17 protein-coding genes are annotated in these 12,735 nt (G+C 68.0%); 8 read left to right on the top strand and 9 right to left on the bottom strand.

Annotated elements, in window-relative coordinates; all coding sequences use genetic code 11:
• Positions 1–39: 39 nt before the first annotated feature.
• Positions 40–879, top strand: coding sequence for a methyltransferase domain-containing protein (locus KF783_RS08760; protein ID WP_294078301.1), 840 nt, complete (start codon positions 40–42; stop codon positions 877–879).
• Here KF783_RS08760 and KF783_RS08755 read toward each other — a convergent pair.
• The gene (locus KF783_RS08755) at positions 863–1,261 is read right to left on the bottom strand and encodes a (deoxy)nucleoside triphosphate pyrophosphohydrolase (protein WP_294078300.1); all 399 of its coding nucleotides are present in this window, start codon (positions 1,259–1,261) and stop codon (positions 863–865) included. The two genes, KF783_RS08760 and KF783_RS08755, sit on opposite strands and share 17 nt — an antisense overlap.
• A 107-nt stretch (positions 1,262–1,368) precedes the next feature.
• Between KF783_RS08755 and KF783_RS08750 the strand changes: the two genes are divergently transcribed.
• The 3 genes from KF783_RS08750 to KF783_RS08740 all read left to right on the top strand — a co-directional run bounded on the left by KF783_RS08750 (position 1,369) and on the right by KF783_RS08740 (position 2,096).
• The gene (locus KF783_RS08750; RefSeq protein ID WP_294078358.1) at positions 1,369–1,548 is read left to right on the top strand and encodes a Flp family type IVb pilin; all 180 of its coding nucleotides are present in this window, start codon (positions 1,369–1,371) and stop codon (positions 1,546–1,548) included.
• A gap of 123 nt (positions 1,549–1,671) precedes the next feature.
• Positions 1,672–1,839, top strand: a complete 168-nt coding sequence (locus KF783_RS08745) for a Flp family type IVb pilin (protein WP_066665303.1) — start codon at positions 1,672–1,674, stop codon at positions 1,837–1,839.
• Positions 1,840–1,925: 86 nt separating this feature from the next.
• On the top strand, positions 1,926–2,096 hold the full coding sequence (locus KF783_RS08740; RefSeq protein WP_294078298.1) for a Flp family type IVb pilin: 171 nt from the start codon (positions 1,926–1,928) through the stop codon (positions 2,094–2,096).
• A 43-nt stretch (positions 2,097–2,139) separates the two neighbouring features.
• Here the strand turns inward: KF783_RS08740 and KF783_RS08735 are convergent, their stop codons facing one another.
• The 4 genes from KF783_RS08735 to KF783_RS08720 are packed head-to-tail and all read right to left on the bottom strand — an operon-like array spanning position 2,140 to position 5,972.
• Entirely contained in the window at positions 2,140–3,087 is a 948-nt protein-coding gene (locus tag KF783_RS08735) for an acetyl-CoA carboxylase carboxyltransferase subunit alpha (RefSeq protein ID WP_294078296.1), read from the bottom strand.
• Between the two features lie 11 nt (positions 3,088–3,098).
• Entirely contained in the window at positions 3,099–4,031 is a 933-nt protein-coding gene (locus KF783_RS08730; RefSeq protein WP_294078294.1) for a tyrosine-type recombinase/integrase, read from the bottom strand.
• Positions 4,028–5,854: a hypothetical protein gene (locus KF783_RS08725; protein WP_294078293.1), complete on the bottom strand. Its 1,827-nt coding sequence runs from the start codon at positions 5,852–5,854 to the stop codon at positions 4,028–4,030. The genes KF783_RS08730 and KF783_RS08725 overlap by 4 nt, the downstream gene beginning before the upstream one ends.
• Positions 5,835–5,972, bottom strand: a complete 138-nt coding sequence (locus KF783_RS08720; protein WP_294078291.1) for a hypothetical protein — start codon at positions 5,970–5,972, stop codon at positions 5,835–5,837. Before KF783_RS08720 ends, KF783_RS08725 begins: the two co-directional genes overlap by 20 nt.
• 80 nt (positions 5,973–6,052) lie before the next feature.
• On the opposite strand from KF783_RS08720, the gene KF783_RS08715 reads away from it, so the two are divergent.
• The 3 genes from KF783_RS08715 to KF783_RS08705 are packed head-to-tail and all read left to right on the top strand — an operon-like array spanning position 6,053 to position 8,504.
• Entirely contained in the window at positions 6,053–6,592 is a 540-nt protein-coding gene (locus KF783_RS08715) for a shikimate kinase (protein WP_294078290.1), read from the top strand.
• Positions 6,589–7,725 (top strand): 3-dehydroquinate synthase, encoded by a 1,137-nt coding sequence (aroB, locus tag KF783_RS08710; RefSeq protein WP_294078288.1) that lies wholly within the window; start codon positions 6,589–6,591, stop codon positions 7,723–7,725. The genes KF783_RS08715 and aroB overlap by 4 nt, the downstream gene beginning before the upstream one ends.
• Positions 7,722–8,504, top strand: a complete 783-nt coding sequence (locus tag KF783_RS08705; RefSeq protein ID WP_294078286.1) for a class I SAM-dependent methyltransferase — start codon at positions 7,722–7,724, stop codon at positions 8,502–8,504. Before aroB ends, KF783_RS08705 begins: the two co-directional genes overlap by 4 nt.
• 11 nt (positions 8,505–8,515) lie before the next feature.
• On the opposite strand, the gene KF783_RS08700 is transcribed toward KF783_RS08705, so the two are convergent.
• Together KF783_RS08700 and KF783_RS08695 are read right to left on the bottom strand one after the other, a co-directional pair.
• Positions 8,516–9,868: an amidohydrolase family protein gene (locus tag KF783_RS08700; RefSeq protein ID WP_294078284.1), complete on the bottom strand. Its 1,353-nt coding sequence runs from the start codon at positions 9,866–9,868 to the stop codon at positions 8,516–8,518.
• A gap of 63 nt (positions 9,869–9,931) precedes the next feature.
• Positions 9,932–10,306 (bottom strand): DUF1244 domain-containing protein, encoded by a 375-nt coding sequence (locus tag KF783_RS08695; RefSeq protein ID WP_294078283.1) that lies wholly within the window; start codon positions 10,304–10,306, stop codon positions 9,932–9,934.
• Between the two features lie 74 nt (positions 10,307–10,380).
• On the opposite strand from KF783_RS08695, the gene pyk reads away from it, so the two are divergent.
• Positions 10,381–11,835, top strand: a complete 1,455-nt coding sequence (gene pyk / locus KF783_RS08690; protein WP_294078281.1) for a pyruvate kinase — start codon at positions 10,381–10,383, stop codon at positions 11,833–11,835.
• On the opposite strand, the gene KF783_RS08685 is transcribed toward pyk, so the two are convergent.
• Both KF783_RS08685 and ykgO read right to left on the bottom strand, forming a co-directional pair.
• A complete protein-coding gene (locus KF783_RS08685; RefSeq protein ID WP_294078279.1) occupies positions 11,832–12,452 on the bottom strand; it encodes an HAD family phosphatase in 621 nt (206 codons plus the stop codon). The genes pyk and KF783_RS08685 overlap by 4 nt on opposite strands.
• A 13-nt stretch (positions 12,453–12,465) precedes the next feature.
• The gene (ykgO, locus tag KF783_RS08680; RefSeq protein ID WP_066575973.1) at positions 12,466–12,591 is read right to left on the bottom strand and encodes a type B 50S ribosomal protein L36; all 126 of its coding nucleotides are present in this window, start codon (positions 12,589–12,591) and stop codon (positions 12,466–12,468) included.
• Positions 12,592–12,735: the final 144 nt, after the last annotated feature.

The following is a 12,735-nucleotide window of genomic DNA, read 5'->3' as shown; positions in this document are numbered from 1 at the left end:
CGCTTGTCGCGCGGCGCGCGAACCGGCACAAGCCGCGCCGTGACGTCCCCGCCCGAAATCTTCGTCCGCGATCGCCGCCGCACCCGCCGCGACCGCGCCGCGCGTGACTATGCGACGTTCGATTTCCTGCGCGCCTGGATGCTGGAGGGGATTGCCGACCGGCTTTCCTTCGTCCGTCGCGACTTTGCCGACATTCTCGATCTTGGCTGTTTCGGCGGCGCGTTCATCGCCCCGCCGGACGCGCGCGTCACCCGGATCGATGCCGGCCGCCGGTTCGCCGACCAGGCGGGGGGTATTCAGGGGGACGAGGACCAGCCTCGCTTCGCGGACGGCAGTTTCGACCTTATCGTTTCGGCGGGCGTACTCGATACCGTCAACGACCTGCCCGGAGCGCTCGCGCTGATTCGGCGCGCATTGCGGCCCGATGGGTTGTTCCTGGGTGCGTTTCTGGGCGGAGCGACGCTGTCCACGCTGCGCGCGGCGATGCTGGCGGCGGAGGTGGACCGGCCGGCCGCGCGCGTGCATCCGATGATCGACGTGCGGTCAGCCGGGGACCTGATGGTACGCGCCGGCTTCGCCCTGCCCGTCGCGGACGTCGAAACGCTCGATGTCCGCTACGCCTCGCTGTTCGATCTCGTCCGCGATCTGCGCGGCATGGGCGGCACCAGCCTGCTTGCCGACCCCGCGCCGCTCTCACGCGCGACCCTCGCCCGGGCGGTGGATGCGTTCGCGGCACGCGCCGACGCGGCAGGCCGAACGGTCGAGCGCTTCGACACGATCTTCGTCACCGGCTGGGCGCCCGACCCGTCCCAGCCAAAACCGGCCCGGCGCGGGTCCGCGAGGGCGTCGCTGGCGGACGCGCTCAAGCTCCGACGCTAGCTCCCGCCACCAGCGCCGCGACGAGCGGCCCGTCGGCCGGCGGCATCTCCAGGTCGCGAAGGGCGGCGGGCGCGAGCCATCGCAATGCGGTGGCATGGCGCGCCTGCGCCGTTCCGCGCCAGTCGCGAAGGCCGTAGAGCAGCAGCAACAGATGGCGATCGCCGACCGGCTCGCTCGCAAAGGCGAGCGGCGTCAGGCCCCCCGGATCCGCATCGATGCCAAGCTCCTCGGCCAGTTCGCGGCACAGCGCGATTTCCGGTGTCTCTCCCGGATCGACCTTTCCACCCGGAAATTCCCACAGCCCGGCCATCGGCTTGCCAGGAGGACGTCGCTGGACCAGCACGCGGCCATCGGCATCGATCATCGCCGCGGCCACCACCATCAGGAGTTCCGTTTCGGACCTATCCGAGTCGCGCATCGACCTTTCGTTAATCCTGTTTGGGGTAAACCGTCACTACCCAAAACGGTGGAGGTACGCGCTTGCGACCTTTGAGATCATTGCTGGTTCGCCTTGGCCGCTGCCGCCGCGCTGCGACCTCGGTCGAATATGGCTTCATCCTCGCGCTGATCGTGCTCGCAATGATCGGCGCGCTGACCGAACTTGCGGGCGGCACCACGGGCATGTGGAACAACGTGTCGCAACAGGTTCAGGACGCCAGCGCGGGCTGAACGATTCCGCTTCGGCCTTAAGCTGTTTGTTAACCTCCGGCCCCTAATTTCGAACCTGCTGGACACGGGCGATCCCCGGGGACAGCCGGGTAGATGAAGCTTGTGAACAGGATGGAGACCGGTATGAACACGATCCGCAAGATTTTCGGCAACAAGAAGGGCGCGACCGCCATCGAGTACGGCCTGATCGCCGCTCTGATCGCCGTCGCCGCGATTGCCGCGATGCAGGGCCTGGGCAACCAGCTCAAGACGACCTTCACCAACGTTTCGTCGAACATGAAGGCGTCGTAAGACCCCCTTCATTCGAAACGTCGATTGAAAAACGGGGGGCGGCGGCCACAGGCTTTGCCGCCCCCTTTTTCACGCTGGAGCGAAACATGCTTAAGAACTTCGTTGCCATGCTGCGCGATACCCGCGCCGCGACCGCGATCGAATATGGGCTGATCGCCGCGCTGATCGCCGTCGCTGCGATCGCCGCGATGCAGGGGCTGGGAAATCAGCTCAAAAAGACGTTCACCAACGTCTCTTCCAACATGAAGGCGTCGTAAGCGCAGTCCGAAGGCCCTCCCCGCCCGGGGAGGGCTTTTTTTCCTACGTCCGGCCCATTGCCAGGAATTTGGCGCGCCGGCTTTGGCGCAGCGCCTGTGCGCTCTCACCCGCGAGTTCGCCGAGCGCCGCCTCGATCGCATCGCCCAGCCTGTCGATCGCGGCGTCGCGATCGCGATGCGCGCCGCCCAGCGGCTCCGGCACGATCGTGTCGATCACACCCAGTTCCTTCAGATGCTGGGCGGTCACCTTCATCGCCTCGGCCGCATCCGGCGCCTTGTCCGCCGTTCGCCACAGGATGGATGCGCATCCCTCGGGCGAGATCACCGAATAGACGGCGTGCTCCATCATCAGCACGCGATTGCCCGCGGCCAGCGCGACCGCGCCGCCCGATCCCCCCTCACCCAGGATCGACGCGACCAGCGGCACGCCCAGATCGAGGCACGCCTCGGTCGATCGGGCGATCGCCTCGGCCTGGCCGCGCTCCTCGGCCTCCATGCCCGGAAAGGCGCCGGACGTATCGACCAGCGTGACGACCGGGATGCCGAACCGGTCGGCCAGTTCGACCAGCCGGATCGCCTTGCGATATCCCTCGGGCTTGCCCATCCCGAAATTATGCTTGATCCGGGTCGCGGTATCGTCGCCCTTTTCATGGCCGATCACCATCACGCGACGCCCCCGGAGCCGGCCGAGCCCACCCTGAATCGCCGCGTCGTCGGCAAAGGCGCGATCGCCCGCCAGCGGCATGTAATCGTCGATCAGTCGCGCGACATAATGTTTGAAGTGCGGCCGCTCCGGATGCCGCGCCACCAGCGTCTTCTGCCACGGCGTCAACCGGGCATAGGCGTCGCGCAGAAACTTGTCCGACTTCGCCTGGAGCTTGCCGATTTCGGCCTCGATATCCACCTCGCCGCCGGCGGCCGCGTCGCGCAGTTCGTCGATCCGCGCTTGCAGTTCGGCGATGGGCTTTTCGAATTCAAGAAAACTAGCCATTGCCCCGGCCCCTATGCCTGACGTTCGTCCGCGTCAACGCGGCGCGGCGCGGTCCGCTCCGCCAGCGGATGTCGTTCGTTGACCAGCCGGACCAGCCGCGCGCTGTCGATATGCGTGTAGATTTCGGTCGTCGCGATGTCGGCATGGCCCAGCATCGCCTGCAACGCACGCAAATCCGCGCCCCCTTCCAACAGGTGGGTGGCAAAGGCGTGGCGCAGCACGTGCGGGCTGATCCGGTCGGGCGGAATCCCGGCCTCCCCCGCGATAGCACGCACCATCTGGTACAGCCGAATCCGGCTGAGATGCGACTTGCCCGAGGGGAACAGCCATGGCGATTTCGGATCGACATGCGCGCGCCAGTCCGCGACCGCGCCCCGCGCCCGGTCCGACAGCGGCACCAGCCGTTCGCGCCCGCCCTTCCCCTTCAGGATCAGATAGGGTTTGTCGGGCTGCACCGCGCCGCGCGGCAACGACACAAGTTCGCTCGCCCGCAGCCCCGATCCGTAGAGCAGCTCGATCAGCGCGAGCAGGCGCAGGTCGCGGGGATCAGCGGGAATGCGCGCGATCCGCGCCTGAATCGCCGCGAACAGCCGTTCGACATCCGCGCCGGACAGGGTGCGGGGCAAGGCGCGACCGCTTCCCGGCCGGGGGAGCGCGCGCCCGGGATCGTCCGCCCGATCGCCCTCATCGACCAGAAAGGCAAAGAAGCGCCGCAACGCCGCCGACTTGCGCGCCACCGTCGCGCGCGAGAGGTCGCGCCAGTCCCCGGCAAGCCGTTCGATTGCGGCTGCGTCGGCGCGCGCCAGTCCCCCGCCGAGCACACCGGACGCGAGCCGCAGGTCGGTCGCATAGGCCGCGATCGTGTTCGGCGATGCCCCCGCTTCCGCCGCCATCATCTCCAGGAAGCGGCCGATCGCCCGGCCGTCTTCGTCCGCGAAACTCAAAGCCGCGTGATCGCCTCGACGGCGATCATCCGCGCGTAGTTCTCCAGACCCACCCGGGTGAGCGCGCGGGTGATGTGATACAGCGCCTCGGGCGAGACGCCGTCCCACACCCGCGTCTGCATCCCCATCGCGGCGAGCAGCACGACCGTACCCGGCTGGCGCGCATCGGCGGCGCGGGCGATGGCGCGGGTCCACGCATTCGCCGCACCGAATTCGACGCCCGCCCCGCGCATCAACCGCTCGCCATCCGCCCTGGTGATCTTGCCCAGCCCCGCCATCGCGGCGATCAGCATCGCGCCATTGGTCGCGTCCGCGCTGCTCCGATACGCCTCGACATCGCGCACATCCGCCGCGCGCGACGCGGGATCGGCCAGCAGCAACATGCCCCAGCCATCACTCCCGCGCGCCGCCACGTCGCGCCAGCGCATCGCCGCACGGTCATATCCCGCGCTCAGCATCGATGCGATGATGCGATCGCTGTCCTCGCGATGCTCGGCGGAAGGGTGGACTGCCGCTGCCGCGCGCGCGGTCAGGATCAGCCGGCTATAGGCGGCACGCGGCCCCTGCGCCTCGTCCCACAGCTGCCGCATCCGATCGAGCCGGTCGGCCGGGGTCGCCGCGATGAATGCCGCGCGCAGATCGCGCGCCACCGCCACTTCGGCAGTGCTGGCATCCTCCTGCTCCTCGATCTCGCCATAAAGGTCGGTCAGCGCCTGGCTGGAGAAAACGCCCTGGCTCGCCGCAGCCTCAGCCGCCGCCGCGCGATCGCGCAACCCCAGCGCCGGGGACGTCGCGCGCCAGTATCGCACCTGCGGACCCACGCCGGACAACAGCCGGTCGGGAACATCGGTGTTCGACGCCACCGCCAGCCCCCAGCGCCATGCGGTCAGGCCATCGACCTGGTCCCATTCCACCGTCACCGCGCGCCGCCCGGCCACACCCATGCCGACCAGCTTTTCGGCCAGCAGCATATCGATGGTGTTGCCCAGCCGTCGGCGCGCGCCGTCGATCAGCGGCCCGGCCTTGTTCGGATCGCCGCCAAGTCCCGCGCAGATCGCTTCGGCCAGGCGCCAGTTGCGATCGGGCGCGGTGCGCAGCGCCGGCGTCACCATCGGGCACATTCCGCCGGGATCCGCGGTCGCCAGCATCGCCTGCATGGCGACCTGAAACATCTTGGGCGTGTAGTTGGCGACATCGACCGACTGGACCATCGCCCGTGCCGCCTCCGCCTCGCCCATCCGGACCAGCAACCAGGCGCGCTCGGCGGCAAAATCCGCGCCGTTCACCCCCGCCGGGGTGTTGACCCGCGACAGGAGCGCACGGCGCAGCGCGATTGACAGCCAGCGCGAGGCGATGGGCGCATCGAGCCGGCGCATCAACGCTTCGAGATAGCGCCCATCGGCATTTCCGAACGCATTTGCCGGCAACCCGTCGCTCGCCGGCGACGATGGCCCGACCACCGCGAGCGACCGCTTCGCGAAATCGGGCAGTTCATATTTGGCGACGACGGCATAATCCACCTCGCCACTGCCGGCCTCGGCGCGGGCGGGCGATGCGGCGGTGGGCGCCCCCCCATCGGGAGCGGCTCCGGAGGCAGCGGAGTCGCCGCCCGGTGCAGGCGCGCGCGTCGCGCCGGGCTGCGGCGCGCGTGTCGGGGCGGGCGCAGGCGCCGGGGCCGGCGCCGGGGCGGGAGCGGCGACCGGGTCGTTGAACCCGGGCGGCAGCAGCGATTCGGGTCGATCCTGCCCCAGCGCGGGAATCCCGACGCCGGCAAGCGCCGCCAGCGCGGCCGCGATCGCGGTGCTAGTTCGAGAGATTTTCAAGCGGCACGACCTTTTCGACACGCGCCGGCTGCTTCTCGGCATCGCGTCCGGCGAGGAAAAAAAGGCCACCGATCAACAAGATAGCGACCACGACAATGATGACGACAGAACGGGACATCGATCCCCTCGAACCGGATTTGACAACAGGCAACGGGCCTTTTGCCCGAGCGTGGCCCTCGCTGTATAGCCCCCGCGACCATGCTGCAAACCCAGGCGTCCGATCTGCTACAAATCACCCGCCCGATCGTGCTGATCGGCCTGATGGGCGTGGGCAAGACGACGGTGGGCCGCCGCCTCGCGCAGCGGCTTCGCCTGCCCTTTGCCGATGCCGATGCCGAAATCGAAACCGCCGCCGGCATGACCGTCAGCGAAATCTTCGACCGGTTCGGGGAGGCGCATTTCCGCGACGGCGAACGGCGGGTGATCGCGCGGTTGATCGATGGATCGCCCAAGGTGATCGCGACCGGCGGCGGCGCGTTCCTCAACGCCGATACGCGCGCGCTGATCCTTGACCAGGCGACCGCGATCTGGCTGGACGCCGCGCCCAAGATCCTGGCCGAACGCGTCTCCCGCCGCGATCACCGGCCGCTACTCCGGGGAAAGGACCCGCTTCAGGTGCTCACCGAACTCGCCGCCGTCCGCAACCCGGTCTATGCGCTCGCCCCGATCCACATCGTCAGCCGCATGGCCCCGCATGAGGCGACGGTGAACGACATTCTCCTGGCGCTCAGGCCGTGATCACCGTTCCCGTCTCGCTCGGCGCGCGCAGCTATGACGTGCGGATCGCCGCCGGCCTGCTCGATCATGCCGCCGATCAGCTCGCCCCACTCGCCCGCGCCAGACCGTTCGTGATCGTCACCGATGCGAATGTCGCGCCGCACGCGCGGCGGCTGGCGGACGCGCTCATGGCCGGAAAACTGGCGAGCGAGACGATCGTGCTGCCGCCCGGCGAATCCACCAAGAGCTGGACGCACCTCGAATCGCTGACCGACCGGCTGCTCGATCTGGGGATCGAACGCGGCGACCATGTCATCGCGCTGGGCGGTGGCGTGATCGGCGATCTGGTCGGTTTCGCGACGTCGGTGCTCAAGCGCGGGTGCAACTTCGTCCAGATTCCGACCACCCTGCTCGCACAGGTGGACAGCAGCGTGGGCGGCAAGACCGCGATCAACGCCCGCGCGGGCAAGAACCTGATCGGCGCGTTCCATCAGCCCGCGCTCGTGCTGATCGACCCCGATCTGCTCGACACCTTGCCGCTGCGCGACCAGCGCGCCGGCTATGCGGAAGTCGTCAAATACGGTCTGATCGACGATCCGGACTTCTTTGCGTGGTGCGAAACAAATGGCGCGGCCCTGCTCGCCGGGGACGGCGCCGCGCGCGCCCATGCCATCGCGCATTCGGTCGCGGCCAAGGCGCGGATCGTCGCCGCCGACGAGCGTGAAACGACCGGCACCCGCGCGCTGCTCAATCTCGGCCACACGTTCGGCCATGCGCTGGAGGCGGAGGCCGGCTTTTCGGACCGGCTGCTCCACGGTGAGGGCGTTGCGGCGGGCATGGCGCTCGCCTTCGCCTTCTCGGTGCGTCAGGGACTCTGCCCTGCCGCCGATGCCGAGCGTGTCGCCGCGCATCTGCGGGCGAGCGGCCTGCCCCATGACCTTGCCAGCGCGGGCATCGCCGCCAGCGGTGCGCGGCTGGTCGATCACATGCTGCACGACAAGAAGATGGATGGCGGGACCCTTCCCTTCCTCCTCGCGCGCGGGATCGGCCGGACCTATCTCGACCGGACGGTGAAGCTGGCCGACGTCGCCGCATTTCTCGATGACCTGCCGCGGCAACCGGGTGGTCGGGTGAAGCCCGGGCGCATTCGATGACCGGTGCGCGCCGCGCGGATGGAAGCGCGGGCGACGTCGATTATGGCGAGATCGGCGGCACATACAGCCGCTTTCGCCAACCCGATCCGGTAATCGCTGCACAAATTCATTGTGCGCTCGGTGATGCGGTGACCGTCCTGAACGTCGGCGCGGGCGCAGGCTCCTATGAGCCGCTGGATCGCGAAGTCACTGCGGTGGAGCCGTCAGCATCGATGCGAGCGCAGCGTCCACCCCATCTCTCGCGAGCGATCAACGCGGTCGCCGAAGACCTGCCATTTGCCGACGCCGATTTCGATGCGTCGCTGGCGACGGTCACCGTGCATCAATGGTTCGATCTGGAAAAGGGGTTGGCCGAAATGCGGCGCGTCACGCGCGGTCCCGTCGTTCTCCTCGTGTGCGATCCCGACCGGATGATGGACTATTGGCTTAGCGACTACATCCCGGAAGTGCGCGAGATCGAGGCCCGGCGCTTCCCGTCGATCGATCGCATCGCCGCGGCGCTGGGCGGCGCGGTTGAGGTGCAGCCGGTGCCGGTTCCGCTCGATTGCCGCGACGGTTTCAACGAGGCCTATTACGGCCGACCCGAGGCCTTTCTGGACCCGGCGGCACGGCTCGCCTGCTCCAGTTGGAGTCTCGTTCCGGAAGCCGCGGTCGATCGCTTCATCCGCGTGCTGTCCCACGATCTCGCCACGGGAAGGTGGGACGAAACCTATGGCCATTTTCGCACGCAGCCGTTCTTCGACGGCCCGCTTCGGCTCGTCATTGGACGCGGCGCTTAGGGGTCGGCGGCCTACTCCGCCGGAAATGCCTGCCGCTTGCCACCCGATTTATGCACCACGCCGTGGCGCATGACGAAATCGACGCGCTCCATGCGGGTCACGTCTTCCAGCGGGCTGCCCGAAACCGCGATGATGTCGGCATCCTTGCCCGGTTCGATGCTGCCGATCGATGCCGACCGGCCCAGCGCCTCGGCGGCATTGGCGGTGGCGGCCTTCAGCGCGTTGGCGGGCGACATTCCCGCCTTCACCATCAACGCGAACTCCTGCGCATTGTCGCCATGTTTCGAAACGCCACTATCGGTTCCGAACGCCACCTTCACGCCGGCGGCATAGGCCCTGCTGTGGCTGGCAAAGGCGGCGGCGGCGGCCTCCTCCGCCTTGGGGATGACGGCCGGCGGCAACATGCCCGCGCGCGCCTGCTTCAACGCGGCGGCGGGCGCCATCATCGTCGGCACCAGCCATGTGCCATGCGCCTTCATCGACCTGATCGCCTCATCGTCCAGGAACGACCCATGTTCGACGGTATCGACCCCGGCGGCGACCGCTGCCTTGGTGCCGGCCATCGCGTGGCTGTGCGTCGCGACCTTGCGGCCCAGTCCGTGTGCGGTGTCGATGATCGCCTTCATCTCGTCATCGGTCATCGCCCGGCCCAGCCCGCCCGAGACATTGGACAGCACGCCCCCGGTGGACATGTACTTGATTACCTGCGCGCCCAGCGCGACCTGTTCGCGAACCGCGCGCCGGCAATCGTCCGGCCCGTCGCAGGTATTGTGGTAATTGGCGTGGACCGCATTGGCGAAGATTTCGGCCATGCCGTTGCCCGGATCACCATGGCCGCCCGTTACCGAGATCGGCGCGCCGGCATTGACGATCGTCGGCCCGGCGACGACGCCACGCTCCACCCCCTCACGCAATGCCCGGATACCACGCGGCTCACCGCCCAGGTCGCGCACCGTGGTGAACCCGGCCTCCAGCGTGGCGCGGGCATTTTCGATCGCGAACATCATGTCGTCGCCACTGTCGCGGGTCAGCGCGGTCAGCCGGTCGCGCATCGGATCGCCGCCGATCCCCCACAAATGGACGTGCATGTCGATCAGGCCCGGCATCACGAACCGGTCCTTCAGGTCGATGACCTCGGCACCGCCCTCCGGCGCCACATAGCCGTCGCGCACCTCGGCGATCTTGCCGTCGCGCACGATGATCGTGCTCGGCCCGCGCGGCGCCTCGCCCGGCCTGGCGAGCAACGCCCCGGCATGGATATAGCGCACCGTGGAGGCCGCGGTGGCGGCCGGCGCCGCCACCTGGGCGATCGCGATCGGTGAGGCGGCGAGCAAGGCGATGGCGGCAAACGGACTGAAGCGCATGATTCTTTCCCCCTTTTGGCGGGAGACTATGCCCTTGGTCGCCGGCGCGCCAGCGCTTCCGGGTCAGCGATTGGGTTCGGTCATCGCCGGCGGGTCACTGGCCGGGAAACTCTCGTCCAGCGCCTCGTCCAGCGCATCCTCCCGGCGGTTGCGCGCGACGCTGGCGTTCATCCGCTCGATCTGTTCAGGCGTCGCCTCCGCATGATGCCGCGCCTTCCACACCGCATAGGGCATGCCGTAGATCGCGGTGCGCGCGGCCTCCTTGTCCAGCGTCCCGCCGCTCGCGTCCTGAAGCCAGTCGGACAGGCAGTTGCGGCAAAAGCCCGCCAGCCCCATCAGGTCGATATTCTGCGCGTCGGTGCGGTGGCGCAAATGGCGGACCAGCCGGCGAAATGCCGCGGCGGCGATCCGGTCGTCGATACTGTCCAACGTTGTCACTTTTCTGCCTCCACGGTTGAATACGCTGCATTTGGCGTTAGGGAACGGGCCGCACAACCCAAGGAGAGCGCGCGATGACCAAGGCCATGCACCCGCGATCGCGCAAGGTCCGCGTTCTGGCGACGCTGGGACCGGCCAGCAACTCGCCCGAGATGATCGCCGCGCTCCACGCCGCCGGCGCCGACGCCTTCCGCATCAACATGAGCCATGGCGACCAGGAATCGAAGATTCCGGTGATCGAGGCGATTCGCGGTCTTGAAAAGATCACCGGCCGGCCGACCACCATTCTCGCCGATCTTCAGGGGCCGAAATTGCGGGTCGGCAAATTCGCCGATGGCAAGGTCGTGCTGGAAACGGGCGCGAAATTCATCCTCGACCGCGATCCCGCGCCGGGCGATGCGACCCGCGTCGAACTGCCGCATCGCGAGATTTTCGAATCGGTCGCCCAGGATGCGCGGCTGCTGCTCGACGACGGCAAGATGGTGTTGCGCGTCACCGGCTATGGCGCGGACTGGATCGAAACCCGCGTGGAAGTCGGCGGCACCCTTTCCAATTCGAAGGGGCTGAACGTCCCCGACATGATCCTGCCGCTCGCCGCGCTCACCGAAAAGGATCGCAGCGACCTCGCCTTTGCGGTTGCGCAAAAGGTCGACTGGATCGCGCTGTCCTTCGTCCAGCGGCCCGAGGATCTGGCCGAGGCGCGCCGGCTGATCGGCGGTGGCGCGGCGCTGCTCGCCAAGATCGAGAAACCGAGCGCCGTCGCGCGGCTGGAAGAGATTGTCGAGGCGTGCGACGGCGTGATGGTCGCGCGCGGCGATCTGGGCGTCGAACTGCCGCCGCAGAACGTCCCGCCGCTTCAGAAGCGTATCGTCGAGACCGCGCGGCGCCAGGGGCGCCCGGTGATCGTCGCGACCCAGATGCTCGAATCGATGATCACCTCCCCCTCCCCCACCCGGGCGGAAGTGTCGGACGTGGCGACGGCGGTCTATGACGGCGCCGATGCGATCATGCTCTCGGCCGAAAGCGCGGCCGGACAGTGGCCGATCGAATCGGTCACGATGATGGATGCCATCGCCGATTCGGTGGAACGCGATCCGGCGCATGGCGATCGCGTGCATTTCACCGTCACCCGCCCCGATCCGACGACCGCCGACGCGCTGGCCGAAGCGGCGAAGTCGATCGCGAGCACGGTGTCGGCGACTGCGATCATCTGCTTCACCATGTCCGGCTCGACCGCGCGCCGTATCGCGCGCGAGCGTCCGTCGGTTCCCATATTGGTGCTGACGCCAAAGATGGAGACGGCGCGCCGCATGGGGCTGCTCTGGGGAACCCATGCGGTCCACACCCGCGACGTCGATTCGTTCGAGGAAATGGTGGCGAAGGCAAAGCGCATGGCGCTGCGTCACGGCATCGCAAAGGCGGGTGATCGCGTGATCGTGTGCGCCGGCGTTCCGTTCGGCACGCCCGGATCGACCAACGTGCTGCACGTCGTCACCATCGTCGGCGACGAGCTGAAGGGCCGGCATTAGGCCGCGACCGGCAGCCCTGCCTCTGCCAGCGCGCGGCGGGTGGTTGCCGCGTCCTCGAACAGGATCGATCGAAGCCCCAGCGCCGCTGCGGCGCTGACGTTCGCGGGATTGTCGTCGATGAACACCGCCTCACCCGCGTCGAGTCCGAACCGGTCGAGCGCCAGGCGGTAGATCGCAGGATCGGGCTTCACCAGCTTTTCGTCGCCCGACACGACGATATCGCCGAACCGGTCGAACAGATCGGGCCATTGCGCCCGGAACGGCGGCCAGAATTCGTGACTGAAATTGGTGATCGCGAACAGCGGCACGCGCGCCGCGTCCAGTTCCGCCACCAGGTCGAGCATCCCCGCGACCGGGCCGCCCACGCTCTCGTTGAACCGCGGCCCCCAGGCGGCGATCAGATCGGCATGTTCGGGGTGCGCTGCGATCAGCTCCGCCGAGGTGTCGGCAAAGTCGCGTCCCGCATCATGCTGGAAATGCCATTCGGTGGTCACCACGTCGCGCAGAAATGCGTCGAGCGCCCGATCGTCACCGATCAGGCGCTCGTACAAAAACCGCGGGTGCCAGGTGAAGAGAACGTTCCCGATATCAAAGATAACGGCGCGAATCGTCCCCATACCGGCGTGCAGGTCAGCCCTGACGGGCCTTGAAGCGCCGCTGCGTCTTGTTGATTACGTACACGCGTCCACGGCGGCGGATCACGCGATTGTCACGGTGCCGCCCCTTGAGCGACTTCAGGCTGTTCACGATCTTCATGATCGGTCTCGGTTTCTCGTCTGTTTGGTGTGCCGGAAAAGAGGCGCCCGCCTATAGGTGCGTGGCCGGCAAGTCAAGGCGTGCGTCGCGGGGAACCTACGCCCCCGTAACGATGTTGAAGCAGTTAGGCCGACCCGTCCGGAC

It is taken from the genome of Sphingomonas sp. (genome assembly GCF_019635455.1).
Classification (GTDB): domain Bacteria; phylum Pseudomonadota; class Alphaproteobacteria; order Sphingomonadales; family Sphingomonadaceae; genus Sphingomonas.
Note: the sequence above shows the minus strand (reverse complement) of the source record. Positions and strands in the feature narration are given on the sequence as shown.

Excerpts from the sequence above, each read along its gene's own strand:
- KF783_RS08755 (WP_294078300.1), bottom strand. The coding sequence starts at position 1,261 with ATGGTGGTGGCCGCGGCGATGATCGATGCCGATGGCCGCGTGCTGGTC.
- KF783_RS08745 (WP_066665303.1), top strand. The coding sequence starts at position 1,672 with ATGAACACGATCCGCAAGATTTTCGGCAACAAGAAGGGCGCGACCGCC.
- KF783_RS08740 (WP_294078298.1), top strand. The coding sequence starts at position 1,926 with ATGCTTAAGAACTTCGTTGCCATGCTGCGCGATACCCGCGCCGCGACC.
- KF783_RS08735 (WP_294078296.1), bottom strand. The coding sequence starts at position 3,087 with ATGGCTAGTTTTCTTGAATTCGAAAAGCCCATCGCCGAACTGCAAGCG.
- KF783_RS08720 (WP_294078291.1), bottom strand. The coding sequence starts at position 5,972 with ATGTCCCGTTCTGTCGTCATCATTGTCGTGGTCGCTATCTTGTTGATC.
- KF783_RS08715 (WP_294078290.1), top strand. The coding sequence starts at position 6,053 with ATGCTGCAAACCCAGGCGTCCGATCTGCTACAAATCACCCGCCCGATC.
- KF783_RS08705 (WP_294078286.1), top strand. The coding sequence starts at position 7,722 with ATGACCGGTGCGCGCCGCGCGGATGGAAGCGCGGGCGACGTCGATTAT.
- KF783_RS08700 (WP_294078284.1), bottom strand. The coding sequence starts at position 9,868 with ATGCGCTTCAGTCCGTTTGCCGCCATCGCCTTGCTCGCCGCCTCACCG.
- pyk (WP_294078281.1), top strand. The coding sequence starts at position 10,381 with ATGACCAAGGCCATGCACCCGCGATCGCGCAAGGTCCGCGTTCTGGCG.
- KF783_RS08685 (WP_294078279.1), bottom strand. The coding sequence starts at position 12,452 with ATGGGGACGATTCGCGCCGTTATCTTTGATATCGGGAACGTTCTCTTC.
- ykgO (WP_066575973.1), bottom strand. The coding sequence starts at position 12,591 with ATGAAGATCGTGAACAGCCTGAAGTCGCTCAAGGGGCGGCACCGTGAC.